This window comes from Candidatus Pedobacter colombiensis (assembly GCA_029202485.1).
Taxonomy (GTDB): Bacteria; Bacteroidota; Bacteroidia; order Sphingobacteriales; family Sphingobacteriaceae; genus Pedobacter; species Pedobacter colombiensis.
Genome location: CP119313.1, coordinates 2,821,607 through 2,835,052, shown reverse-complemented (window position 1 = coordinate 2,835,052; position 13,446 = coordinate 2,821,607). Strand labels below are relative to the sequence as shown.

Below are 13,446 nucleotides of genomic sequence, written 5' to 3'. Positions count from 1 at the left end.
AGCTATGAACACTGAATTACCTGGAATTATTGCTACCTATCTGCTTACGCTCGCAATAGCCATTCCGCTTGGCAAATACCTGGCAAAGGTTTTTGCCGGAGAGAAAGTCTGGACAGACTTTCTAAAACCTATTGAAAACGGCATATTTAAATTGTCCGGGATCAACCCCAAAGAAGAAATGAATTGGAAGCAACATTTAAAAGCGATGCTGACGATTAACATGGTTTGGTTGGTGTACGGATTTTTTATGCTCATATATCAGGATAAACTACCCTTAAATCCTGACGGAAATCCAGGGATGTCGCCAGATCTTTCCTTTAACACCATTATTAGTTTTGTGGTAAATTGTAATCTTCAGGATTACTCCGGAGAAACCGGTGTGACATATCTGACACAACATTTTGTATTGATGTTTTTGCAATTTGTAAGTTGTGCAACAGGTTTAACAGCTGCGGTGGTTTTATTTAAGGCTTTTAGAGATAAAACATCCGTTAAGTTGGGAAACTTCTGGGATTTCTTTGTGAAATCGATTACACGTTTGTTATTGCCTTTATCATTAGTTATGGCTTTAATTTTAGCCTTTAATGGTACACCTACCAGTTATGAAGGTAAAGATCAGTTTATGTCGGTACAAGGTGATACTGTAAATGTATCCAGAGGGCCTGCTGCAGCATTTATTGCCATCAAACACCTCGGTACAAATGGAGGTGGCTGGTTCGGTGCAAACTCTGCACATCCATTAGAAAATCCTAACTACTTAACTGCTATGGTTGAGCTGATGGCTCAGGTAATTATTCCAATTGCCATGGTTATTGCATTCGGTTATTTCATCAGGCGTAGAAGACTAGCCTGGATGATTTTTGGTGTAATGACTATAGGTATGCTACTCCTATTAATTCCAACATTGACTTCAGAGCTTGGTGGAAACCCGGCGATAGCCAAAATGGGTATTTCACAGGCAACAGGCGCTATGGAGGGCAAAGAGGTACGTTTTGGACCGGCTTTATCTGCTTACTGGAGTACAGTAACCACTATTATTTCTACCGGCTCCGTAAACAGTATGCACGACAGTACGATGCCACTTACAGGTCTTTGGCAATTGTTGGGCATGATGATTAACTCGTTTTATGGTGGTTGTGGAGCAGGTATACTCAATTATTTCATCTACTTGATTATAGCCGTATTCATTTCCGGATTAATGGTAGGGCGTACACCTGAGTTTTTAGGCCATAAAGTAGAAGCGCGGGAGATCAAAATAGCTGCATTGGTTACTTTGCTGAGCCCTTTTTTAATTCTTGGGGGTACAGCAATAGCAAGTTATGTCTTTGTCAACCATGGTGATGCAGCCTGGTCAGTACAGCCAAAAAACTGGTTAAATAACCCCGGATTTCACGGTTTCTCTGAAATGCTGTATCAAATGACTTCCTCAAATGCTAACAATGGTTCCGGATTTGAGGGCCTGAGTGATAACAATGTATTCTGGAATGTAGTCACAGGCTTTGTGATGATACTTGGACGTTTTCTACCTATCATTGGTCCCGTAGCCATCGCAGGTTTATTGGGTGCTAAAAAATACATTCCTGAATCTGCAGGTACACTGAAAACAGATACGTTGACCTTCAGTGTAATGACCTTCGCTGTTATCGTGGTGCTTAATGCCCTTTCTTATTTCCCCGCGCTGGCATTAGGCCCATTGGCCGAATACTTTACGATGCTTAAATAGAAAAAATATATAAATAATATAGATGAAAACTTCTAATAAATTATTTGAACCTGCTTTGGTGCAAACTGCATTGAAACAATCCTTTATCAAGCTAGATCCACGGGTTATGGTTCGCAATCCGGTGATGTTTACTGTTGAGATTGGTACATTGATCATGGCTTATGTTACGATTTATTCGTTTACGCATACTGATCAAGGTTCATCTGTATACAACTTTTTGATCTTCACAATTTTATTACTTACAGTGCTTTTTGCCAATTTTGCTGAAGCTATTGCCGAAGCCCGCGGTAAAGCACAAGCAGATAGTTTAAGAAAAACAAGGGAAGAAACACCTGCAAAAGTGTTGCTGGCCAATGGAACTATTGAAATCCGTTCTTCTAATCTGCTTAAAAAGGGCGATATATTTATATGCGAAGCAGGGGATACCATACCAACTGATGGCGAGATTATTGCTGGTATCGCTACGATTGATGAGTCGGCCATTACCGGAGAATCTGCTCCTGTGATCCGTGAATGTGGAGGAGATAAATCATCCGTTACAGGCGGTACAAAAGTGCTTTCCGATGAGATTAAAGTTCAGGTGAGTACACAGCCCGGCGAGAGCTTTCTGGATAAGATGATAGCATTGGTTGAAGGCGCATCTCGTCAGAAAACACCTAATGAGATCGCATTAACCATTTTGCTGGCCAGTTTTACATTGATATTTATTATTGTATGTGTAGCCTTAAAGCCTTTCGCTGATTATGCCAATACACCCATAACTATTGCCGCTTTAATTTCCCTGTTTGTTTGTCTGATCCCTACAACCATTGGCGGTTTATTGTCGGCCATAGGGATAGCTGGGATGGACAGAGCATTGCGTGCCAATGTGATCACTAAATCCGGTAAAGCAGTAGAAACTGCCGGTGATATTGATGTGTTGTTGTTGGATAAAACAGGTACCATTACCATCGGCAACCGTAAAGCAACCAATTTTTATCCTACAGCAGGAGTGATAATCAAGAACTTTACGGATGCCTGTGTACTCAGCTCACTAGCTGATGATACCCCTGAAGGAAAATCCATTGTAGAGCTTGCAGGAATAGAAGACACCCATATACTGACCAAAGTACCGGAGGGGGCTAAATTTATCAAGTTTACGGCCGAAACGAGGTCGAGTGGTATTGATACTCCTGATGGTAGACGAATTAGAAAAGGTGCTTTTGATTCGATCAGAAATATTGTTTTGATGGCCGGTAATCCTTTTCCCGTGGATATTGAGGAACAGGTAAAAGCCATAGCAAGTAATGGTGGAACACCATTGGTGGTTGCTGAAAATGAAAAAGCACTGGGTGTAATTGAGTTGCAGGATATTATAAAAACTGGCATTAGCGAGCGCTTTGAACGTCTGCGCAAAATGGGTGTAAAAACAGTAATGGTAACCGGTGATAACCCACTTACCGCTAAGTTTATTGCCGAAAAGGCCGGTGTAGATGATTTTATTGCTGAGGCCAAACCCGAAGATAAAATGAACTACATTAAAGAGGAACAAGCCTTAGGTAAGCTGGTAGCGATGATGGGGGATGGTACCAATGATGCCCCGGCATTGGCGCAAGCAGATGTTGGCGTGGCCATGAATAGTGGGACACAGGCTGCCAAAGAAGCGGGCAATATGGTGGATTTGGACAATGATCCAACCAAGCTGATAGAAATTGTTGAAATAGGCAAACAACTGCTCATCACGCGTGGCACACTAACTACCTTTTCTATCGCCAATGATGTGGCCAAGTATTTTGCGATTGTACCGGCCTTATTTATCGCTTCAATCCCTGCTTTGCAGCATTTGAATATCATGGGACTGCATAGCCCGGAAAGTGCAATTCTCTCGGCCGTAATTTTTAACGCCATCATTATTCCTTTCCTGATTCCGCTGGCCTTAAAAGGTGTGGCTTATAAACCTATAGGAGCAAGTGCTTTGTTACGCAGAAACTTGTTTATATATGGACTTGGAGGTGTTATTGCACCATTTATCGGCATCAAGCTAATTGATTTGTTTGTTGGATTATTTGTTTAAAAAAGAACATGAAAAAATATTTGTTACAATCTATACGCCTTACTGCAGTGCTGATGTTGCTGCTATGCGTTATATATCCCTTAATAATTGCCTTTGGAGGTAGTTTTTCTAAAGGACATGGTGGGGGTGAGAAAATCACTAAAAATGGTAAGGTGGTTGGTTATGCTTTAATTGGGCAGAACTTTACCAAACCAGAATATTTTTGGGGTAGACCATCGGCTGTCGGCTATAATGCTGCCGGATCTGGAGGCTCCAATAAAGGCCCATCGAATGTAGAATACCTGGCCCTTGTGTCGGGAAGAATTGACACGCTCTTAAAGTACCACCCTTATTTGAAAAAAGCAGATATACCCGCCGATATGGTAACGGCATCGGGTAGTGGTTTAGATCCCAATATCTCCGAGCAATCTGCAATTATTCAGATTAAAAGAGTTGCTGCAAACCGTGGTCTTTCCGATAGAGCCGTTGCAGAACTTGTTGTAAAAAATACAGAGGGGCCTTTGCTGGGCATGTTTGGTCCTTCAGTTGTAAATGTTTTAAAATTAAACCTTGCCCTCGACGAATTAAAAAAATAACATGAAGAAACTATTATTGCTTTCGGCGGCCCTAAGTTCGGCTGCCTGTTCTTATGCGCAGGAAGAATCCAAAATTAAAGTAACGGGTTACCTGGAAACAGCTTATGGATACGACTTTAACAAACCATCGGATAATAATAGACCAGGTTTTATTTACTCGCATAACCGCCACAATGAGGTGAGTTTAAACCTTGGATTTATAAAAGGAAGTTACGACAATGGAGCCATTAGGGCTAATGTGGCTATAATGGCTGGTACTTATGCCAATGCCAATTTAGCTACCGAACCGGGAGTGTTAAAAAACCTTTTTGAAGCCAATGCAGGCATAAAACTCTCTAAAACAATTAATTTATGGGCAGATGCAGGTATCTTCTCCTCCCACATAGGCTTTGAAAGTGCAATATCTAAAGATTGTTGGGTACTAACCAGAAATATTTCTTCAGAAAATACACCTTATTATGAATCGGGGGCCAAGGTAAGTTATGCAACCAATGATGGTAAATTCTCTGCAGTATTGTTATATTTAAATGGTTGGCAGCGTATTAACCGTCTAAATGGAAATAGTAAACCAGCTGGAGGTGTACAATTAACCTGGAAACCTACCAGCAAAATTACCGTAAATTACAGTAATTATTTGGGGACAGAAGGTGCTGACGATGTTAGGGTAAAGCGCTTTTATCACAATGTGTACGGAATATATCAAATGACCGATGATTTCGATTTAACGATAGGGTTTGATTATGGAACGCAACAAAAAGCTAAAGGTAGTAGCGAATGTAGCGAAGTATTGTCACCGGTTGCCATTGCACAATATGCCATTGCCAGCAAATGGAAGGTTGCCGGTAGGGTAGAGTATTATCAGGATAAAGATGGTATTTTTATTGCCACAGCTACAGAAAATGGGTTTAAGACCACTGGTTATTCTGTAAACCTGGATTATGCACCATTTAGCAATGCAGTTGTAAGACTTGAAGGAAAAGTATACAATAGTGAGGATAAGGTTTTTATACGCAATGAAAAACCTGTTGATACCGATGCTGCAGTTACTGCGAGTATAGCAGTTTCTTTTTAAGATTGTATAGTTTTTACAGGGCTGGTTTTGGTGTGGCCGGTCCTGTATTAATATTTAATAGGATGAATAAAAAATATATTGTTAAACTGATTCCTGTTTTAAGTGTTTCTTTATTGTTATTACTCGGGATTTGGTACTTAATAACTGAAGCGTATATCATCGTTAAATGGTAATCCTTAATGGAAGAAGAAAATAAAGAGAGTTCCGTACGTAAGTTTCTCGATCTGGTAAAAAAATCAAGAAGAGGAAAATTTAAAGTTTATATAGGCATGAGTGCAGGCGTAGGTAAAACCTACAGAATGCTACAGGAAGCTCATGCTTTACTGAAAAATGGGATTGATATACAGATTGGATATATTGAAACGCACAACCGTGCAGAAACGCAGGCACTCTTGTTAGGCCTTCCTTTAATTGCCAGAAGGAAAATATTTTATAAAGGTAAGGAGCTGGAAGAAATGGATGTCAATGCCATCATGAGCCTGCATCCTGAAGTTGTGATCGTCGATGAGCTTGCCCACACCAATGTGGAAGGGAGCAAAAATGGTAAGAGGTGGCAGGATGTAGTTGATATTCTCGAGGCTGGTATTAGTGTGATCTCGGCGGTAAACATACAGCATCTGGAAAGTATGAATGGAGAAATTGAAAAGATAGCCGGCATATCCATTACAGAAAGGATACCAGATAAGATTTTAGAATTGGCAGACGAAATCGTAAATATAGATTTAACTGCTGATGAATTGATAGACCGTTTAAAATCAGGAAAAATCTATGATGAAAGTAAAATAGAACGTGCTTTAGGAAATTTTTTTCAGTCAGAAAGGATATTACAATTACGAGAGCTGGCTTTAAAAGAAGTAGCCCATCATTTGGAGAGAAAGATTAGTTTAGAGATCCCTAAACAAATTAAACTAAGACCCGAACGTTTTATGGCCTGCATTTCGACCAATCATGATACTGCTAAGATTGTGATCCGTAAAACAGCCAGACTTGCTTCATATTATCGTTCGCCCTGGATTGTTTTGTATGTACAAAATAGCAATGAGCGGGGAGATCGCATAAAGCTTGATTTACAACGTCATTTGATCAATAATTTTAAAATGGCAACAGAACTGGGAGCTGAAGTGATTAAGGTTAAAAGTAACGATATTACACAGGCAATTATTAAAATGGCTGAAGAAAAGGAAATCACAACAATATGTATAGGCAAGCCGCATTTAAATTTATTTCAAATTATCATGAGAACTGCGATTTTTAACCAACTTTTGCAAAGAATTTCGGCCACAGAAACAGATTTAGTCATTTTATCATAAGCGCTACTTAAAGAATTTAAAACAAAATAATAATGAAGATAAAAAACAAACTTCGCCTCGGATTCGGATTCTTGTTCGTGGTGATACTCTTTTTTGGAGGCATTTCCTTATACTACATGAACGAAATCTCCAAAAGATCAAAGGTTATTTTGAAAGACAATTATGAGACGTTGGGCTTTACCAGTAAAATGCGTTCTATCATAGATGAGCATCCACTACCCTTATCGGCAGAGGCTCAGGCAATGTTTAACCAGGAGTTGGCATTGGAAGGCAAAAATGTGACTGAACCGGGGGAAGATCAGGCTGTGGCGGCATTGAAGGCCGCTTATACCAGTATTATAGATCCTGCAACAGATTTAGCTGCTAAACAAAAAGCCTTAACTGAGGTAAGATATCAATTAAAGCTAATTGACGATTTGAATATGAATGCCATTGTAAGAAAAAATGGAGTAGCACAAAATTCAATAGAAAAGTCGGCCATGTATGTACTTTTTGCAGCTTCTGTCTGCTTTCTGATTCTATTCTCTTTCATTGTTAATTTTCCTGGCTTCGTAGCCAATCCCTTAAAGGAATTCGCAGATGCCATACGCGAAATCAGTCGCAAAAACTATAAACAGCGATTGGAATTTAAAGGTTCTAATGAGTTTACAGAATTGGCTGATTCTTTTAATGTGATGGCTAGTGAATTAAATAAATGGGAGAATAGTAATATGGCTAAATTACAATCTGAAAAGCTAAGGATTGAGACGATTATTGAGCAGATGCAGGATGCCATAATTGGGGTAAATGAGCATGATGAGATTATTTTCTTTAATAAAGTAGCAGGTCAGTTGTTGAACCTTGAGCAAAAACTTGTAATAGGTGCGAATGCAATGGAACTTAGGAAAAAGAATGATCTGCTAAACCGAATTTTGCAGGAGGATAGTGTTAATAAACCAATGAAAATTTACGCAGATCAAAAAGAGTCTTATTTTCAATTGGAACGTAGAGAAATCAAGATACCTAATTACGATGACAACGCCGATAATGCTATGGTACAAACCGGAAAAGAAGCCGGCGAAGTTTATGTCCTTAAAAATATTACGAAGTATAAGGAACTGGATGAAGCGAAAACCAATTTCATTGCCACAGTGTCTCATGAGTTAAAAACACCTATATCTTCTATTAAAATGAGCTTAAAATTAATGGATGATGAGCGTGTGGGATCATTGAATACAGAGCAAAAAGAATTGGTGCAACATATTAAGGAAGATTGTGGTCGTCTGCTAAAGATAACTACTGAATTGCTTGATCTTGCACAGTTAGAAACAGGAAACCTCCAATTGAATTTTGCAAAATCTGACCCACGCAAGATTGCTATTTATGCGATGGATGCGGTAAGGTTTCAGGCCGAGCAGAAATCTATTGAACTGGAACTGATTTCCAAAAATAACCTATCTCAGATTAGTGTAGATATCGAAAAAACAGCATGGGTACTGGTTAATTTTCTATCCAATGCACTTAGGTATAGTTCAGAAAAATCAAAGATCATTGTTCAGGTAGTTGAAAAAAGAGATACTATAGAGTTCTCTGTTCGTGATTTTGGTAAGGGAATAGAAGAAAAATACCAAAAACGCTTGTTTGAGAAGTATTTTCAGGTACCTACAGATGGAAACAATAAATCGGGTTCCGGACTGGGGTTAGCCATTTCTAAAGACTTTATAGAAGCCGAAAATGGTACAATATGGGTTGAAAGCGAGTTAGGAGAAGGAAGCCGGTTTTGCTTTTCATTACCTGTTGTGCCATAACAGGTAATGAATGGACTTTTATTAGGGGATCATATCTGGGGCATCAATAATTGTTGCTGAAAATTTTCCATCAGAAAAGACCTTAGTTACTTCCGTATTGTTATTTTGGTTCCCTATGTTGATTATAAAGGCTACGCCTTTGAATTCAAATTCGCCTTTTATACTTTTTCCCTCCGTATATTCAGTAATTTTAATCTTACCTTCTTTACTGATTATGCTTTCTTCAAACTCCGGAGTATTGTAAATTCCTATGAAATTTTCCTCGCCGGAATATTCTCCAACACCATGGAAATTGTTAATCATAAGAGAAATTTGCTGATCTCCTGTGGCGTCAAGATTTCCGATAACCATCATTATATTTTCCTCTTTTGCGTATGCGGAAAATACATTTTTATTTCCCTTGGCTTCTTTGGATACACCGTCAATTTTGAAGGATATACTGGAATTTGTATAGTTGATCACTGGTATTTTCTTACAAGAACCAGTTATCAATACTATAAGTAGCAGCAGGGCAGAAAAGCTGAGTTGTTTCATTAGCGTTAAAATGATTTAAAAACGGAAGATAATAAAAATCAAAAGAATACAAATAAAATGTTTTAAAATTCAGGCTTTACACTACCTTTACGCGATACAAGTTCTTTACTTTCTTCATCAACCGGTAATGGTTTTACTTAATTGTAGATTAATAGGGAATCGTGTGTAAATCACGAACTGTCGCGCAACTGTAAGTAACACAAAAAAGTTTTTACCCTTAGTATATCCACTGTTTTTATAATGAAATGGGAAGGATGGTAAAAATGTTACAAGTCAGGAGACCTGCCTTTATCGAATTGACAATGCTTTCGCGATATGAAGCACGAGTTAAGTTTGATGCATTTTTAAATACAGACATTTAATGGAATGCCTGTGTCCGTGCATTTCTATTTTTCTTATTTTTTATATCCGGCAGCATTGCGAAGTTCAGCAAAAGAGCTTTTAACTGATTTTTTCATCAATTAAAAAGCAAGAAAATGCTAACAAACAATCTGGGCTACCCGCGCATTGGTAGTAAAAGAGAACTCAAAAAAGCCTGCGAGCAATATTGGTCAGGCAAATCAAGTATTCAAAATCTGGTCCAAACCGGCCGGGAAATTCGTCGGCATAACTGGGAACTGCAAAAAAAAGCTGGTATAGATCTGATCCCATCCAATGATTTTTCATTCTATGATCAGGTGCTGGATTTATCCCTTACTGTTGGCGCTATACCTAAGCGTTATCATGAAGTCATCTTAAACAAAGGCAACTCGGAGCTTGATCTTTATTTTGCAATGGCGAGGGGCTACCAAAAAGATGGATTAGACATTACTGCAATGGAAATGACAAAATGGTTGGATACGAATTATCATTATATCGTTCCCGAATTTTTCAAAGACCAGCAGTTTAAACTGTTTTCAACTAAGCTGTTAGATGAATATAATGAAGCGTTAAGGTTAGGTCTTAAAACCAAGCCGGTAATTATTGGGCCTGTTTCTTATTTGTTACTGGGCAAGGAAAAAGAAAGCGGGTTTGACAGGATAGATCTGGTTAAAAATCTATTACCGGTTTATATTGAACTACTTAAAAAGCTGAAAGAACAGCATGTGGAATGGGTGCAGTTTGATGAACCTTTTCTGTCGTTGGACCTTAGGGATAAGGATAAAGTAGCTTTTAAATACGTTTATGTAGAGCTTAAAAAGCAATTCCCTAAACTAAAAATATTACTGGCTACTTATTTTGGCGCGCTACAAGATAATGCTGAATTGGCGACAACACTACCGGTTCATGCTTTACATATTGATCTGGTACGTAGTCCGGAGCAATTGAAAACGATTTTAGAGCTGATCCCTGCCAATATGAGTCTATCTGTAGGGGTGGTTGACGGAAGAAACATCTGGAAGAATGATTTCAAAAAGTCTTTGGGATTAATTGAAGATGCACTTGAGTATGTGGGAGACCATAGGCTAATCATTAGTCCATCTTGTTCGCTAATCCATTCGCCATGCGATTTAGATCTTGAAACAAATGGGGATACTTTACCCCCGGAAATTAAGGATTGGATGGCATTTGCTAAGCAAAAGGTTGATGAGGTAGTTGTATTGAAGCAGTTGGCTAACAAAGAAGCCGCTGCCGCCTCAAAGTTAGGTGCAAATTTTGATGTAAATGAAAAACGCAGATCCTCTGCTTTGACTCACAATCATGTTGTAAAGCAACGTATAGCAGATATTTCGGCAACAGATGATCAAAGAGCTAATGGGTTTTCTGTTCGCCAGAAGTTACAAGGAAAATCGTTAAAATTACCTTTGTTCCCCACCACAACAATTGGTTCATTTCCGCAAACACCAGAGGTGCGGGGCTGGAGAGCAAAATATAAAAAGGGCGATTTAAGTTTGGCTGAATACGATTTGTTAATAGAAAAGGAGACTGCTGAAACGATCCGTTTTCAGGAAGCTACCGGCATAGATGTGTTGGTTCATGGCGAATTTGAACGGAACGATATGGTCGAATATTTCGGAGAACAGCTTGCTGGTTTTGCCTTTACTAAAAATGGTTGGGTGCAAAGTTATGGTAGCCGCTGTGTAAAACCACCCGTAATTTATGGAGATGTATATCGTCCTGCAGCAATGACGGTAAGGTGGTCTGCCTATGCACAATCCTTAACCAATAAATGGGTTAAAGGAATGCTTACAGGTCCTGTTACGATGTTGCAATGGTCTTTTGTGCGGAATGATCAGCCACGATCGGAAACCTGTACACAAATTGCACTTGCAATTAGAGATGAGGTGGTCGACCTTGAAAAGGCTGGTATCAAAATCATTCAGATTGATGAACCCGCAATAAGAGAAGGGTTGCCATTGCGTAAAGAAGATTGGCAGATCTATTTAGAATGGGCTGTTCGTGCTTTCAGGATCTCTGCAAGTGGGGTAAAAGATGATACCCAAATCCATACCCATATGTGTTATTCTGAATTTAATGACATCATCCAGCACATTGCAGATATGGATGCAGATGTGATCACGATTGAATGTTCGCGCTCGCAGATGGAATTGCTCGATGCATTTGCTGATTTTAAATATCCTAATGAAATTGGTCCCGGTGTTTATGATATTCATTCGCCTCGTGTACCGGCTAAGGAAGAAATGGTTTCTCTGCTGGAAAAGGCTAAAAAAGTTATCCCTGCAAGTCAACTTTGGGTAAATCCTGACTGTGGTTTAAAGACCAGACATTGGGAAGAAACAAAAAAAGCTTTAATAGAAATGGTTGCTGCTGCAAAAGTACTGCGGGAATCTGTGGAAGAAGCTGTAACTTTGTAAAAAAAAGAAGGCAGGTGGCATACCTGCCTTCTTTACAGAATTACGTACGCACAAATGAGAATAAGGAAAAATGCGGTGATTACCGCGGTTGGAGGTTATGTTCCAGATACGGTTTTAAGTAACCATGACCTCGAAAAAATGGTGGATACCAATGACGATTGGATAGTTGCAAGGACAGGGATAAAGGAGAGAAGGATTGTAAACGACCCGAATATTGCTACTTCAGATATGGCCACGTTTGCGCTGAAGAGATTAATGGAAGATGGTGATGTTAATCCGGATGAAATTGATTGTGTAATCGTATCAACTTCTACACCTGATTATGTGATGGTAAGTACAGGAAGTATGGTATGTGAAAAAGCGGGTTTAAAAAATGCCTGGGGAATTGACACTAATGCAGCCTGCAGTGGCTTTTTATATGCTTTAACACTTGGTGCAAGTATGATTGAAAGCGGTCGCTGTAAAAAGGTGATTGTAATTGGCGCTGATAAGAACAGTGCTATAGTTAATTATACAGATCGTAATACTTGCATCCTTTTTGGTGATGGTGCGGGAGCAGTCTTATTAGAGCAAACGGAAGAGCCGGTAGGCTTGATGGATAGTTTTTTTAGAACAGATGGTACAGGTAAAGAAAATCTGATCGTTACTGCCGGAGGCTCAAAATTTCCTGCATCTCAGGCTACGCTGGATGAAAAGCTACATTATGTACGTCAGGATGGAAGGGTGGTATTTAAAGCTGCTATTCAAGGGATGACAGATACCTGTAATGAGGTTCTGAAGTCAAATGATCTGGTGAGTGCACAAATCGATTACTTGATTCCACATCAGGCAAATTTAAGAATCATACAATCTGTAGGTGATTATCTGGGTTTATCTGCGGAGCAGGTAAAGGTAAATATCGACCGCTATGGCAATACAACTGCTGCAACGATTCCTTTGTGCTTATGGGACTTTAAAGATGATTTTAAATACGGCGATAAAATGATATTGACTGCGTTTGGTGCCGGGTTCTCCTGGGGCGCAACGTATTTGAAGTGGGGGAAACTTCGCCAGTCTAAAAAAAGCCGACTTCTATAATTAAGTAGAAGGACGGCTTATTTTTTTGCATTTTATGCCACATTCATCAAGGATGATACTTATCTTTGCGCCGAAATGTTACTGAAACCAATTTCTGTATTGTTGCTGTTTAGCTTGCTGAGTGCAAACTTTGCGAACCTGTTTGTTTTTGCAGGGTTTGAGCTCAATCAGAAATATATTGCTGCAGAACTTTGTGTAAACAAGAATAGACCTGAGTTGCATTGTAATGGTAAATGTTACCTGATGAAAAAGCTAAAGCAGGCTCAGGATAAAGAACAAAAGCAGGAACGCCAGGCTCAGAAAACACAAATTCAAGATGCCGTAGTGGTAAATCCACAAGTATTTAAACGGTATGCATTAGCGGAAACAAAACTTCATATCCCTGGTTCAATGGGGATGCCGCAAAGTATTAAAAATTCTATATTTCACCCTCCTCAGGAAAAAAGCAACCTTTCTTAAGTCGCTATTTCTTACAGGCTCTACATACTGCCTGGAGTATCGACTAGTAATTTTCCTTTTT

10 protein-coding genes and 1 riboswitch are annotated in these 13,446 nt (G+C 39.2%); of the genes, 9 read left to right on the top strand and 1 reads right to left on the bottom strand.

Features of this window, described 5'->3' with window-relative positions:
- The first annotated feature begins 4 nt into the window (after nucleotides 1-4).
- From kdpA to P0Y49_12100, 6 genes are all read left to right on the top strand, one after another.
- The gene (kdpA, locus tag P0Y49_12125) at nucleotides 5-1,723 is read left to right on the top strand and encodes a potassium-transporting ATPase subunit KdpA (protein WEK17543.1); all 1,719 of its coding nucleotides are present in this window, start codon (nucleotides 5-7) and stop codon (nucleotides 1,721-1,723) included.
- A gap of 22 nt (nucleotides 1,724-1,745) precedes the next feature.
- On the top strand, nucleotides 1,746-3,776 hold the full coding sequence (gene kdpB / locus P0Y49_12120; protein ID WEK17542.1) for a potassium-transporting ATPase subunit KdpB: 2,031 nt from the start codon (nucleotides 1,746-1,748) through the stop codon (nucleotides 3,774-3,776).
- A gap of 8 nt (nucleotides 3,777-3,784) precedes the next feature.
- Complete coding sequence (locus tag P0Y49_12115) at nucleotides 3,785-4,351, top strand: K(+)-transporting ATPase subunit C (GenBank protein ID WEK17541.1); 567 nt, start codon at nucleotides 3,785-3,787, stop codon at nucleotides 4,349-4,351.
- A gap of 1 nt (nucleotide 4,352) precedes the next feature.
- Nucleotides 4,353-5,423 carry a porin gene (locus tag P0Y49_12110; GenBank protein WEK17540.1) on the top strand — a complete coding sequence of 357 codons (1,071 nt, stop codon included), beginning with the start codon at nucleotides 4,353-4,355 and terminating at the stop codon, nucleotides 5,421-5,423.
- Nucleotides 5,424-5,602: 179 nt separating this feature from the next.
- A complete protein-coding gene (locus tag P0Y49_12105) occupies nucleotides 5,603-6,733 on the top strand; it encodes a sensor protein KdpD (GenBank protein ID WEK17539.1) in 1,131 nt (376 codons plus the stop codon).
- Nucleotides 6,734-6,765: 32 nt separating this feature from the next.
- A complete protein-coding gene (locus tag P0Y49_12100; GenBank protein WEK17538.1) occupies nucleotides 6,766-8,520 on the top strand; it encodes an ATP-binding protein in 1,755 nt (584 codons plus the stop codon).
- A 21-nt stretch (nucleotides 8,521-8,541) separates the two neighbouring features.
- Here the strand turns inward: P0Y49_12100 and P0Y49_12095 are convergent, their stop codons facing one another.
- The gene (locus tag P0Y49_12095) at nucleotides 8,542-9,054 is read right to left on the bottom strand and encodes a hypothetical protein (protein ID WEK17537.1); all 513 of its coding nucleotides are present in this window, start codon (nucleotides 9,052-9,054) and stop codon (nucleotides 8,542-8,544) included.
- A gap of 111 nt (nucleotides 9,055-9,165) precedes the next feature.
- Nucleotides 9,166-9,359: riboswitch (cobalamin riboswitch) on the top strand.
- 171 nt (nucleotides 9,360-9,530) lie between these two features.
- Between P0Y49_12095 and metE the strand changes: the two genes are divergently transcribed.
- The 3 genes from metE to P0Y49_12080 all read left to right on the top strand — a co-directional run bounded on the left by metE (nucleotide 9,531) and on the right by P0Y49_12080 (nucleotide 13,385).
- Nucleotides 9,531-11,849 (top strand): 5-methyltetrahydropteroyltriglutamate--homocysteine S-methyltransferase, encoded by a 2,319-nt coding sequence (gene metE, locus P0Y49_12090; GenBank protein ID WEK17536.1) that lies wholly within the window; start codon nucleotides 9,531-9,533, stop codon nucleotides 11,847-11,849.
- Between the two features lie 54 nt (nucleotides 11,850-11,903).
- Complete coding sequence (locus tag P0Y49_12085) at nucleotides 11,904-12,926, top strand: ketoacyl-ACP synthase III (GenBank protein WEK17535.1); 1,023 nt, start codon at nucleotides 11,904-11,906, stop codon at nucleotides 12,924-12,926.
- 75 nt (nucleotides 12,927-13,001) lie between these two features.
- A complete protein-coding gene (locus P0Y49_12080; protein ID WEK17534.1) occupies nucleotides 13,002-13,385 on the top strand; it encodes a hypothetical protein in 384 nt (127 codons plus the stop codon).
- Nucleotides 13,386-13,446: the final 61 nt, after the last annotated feature.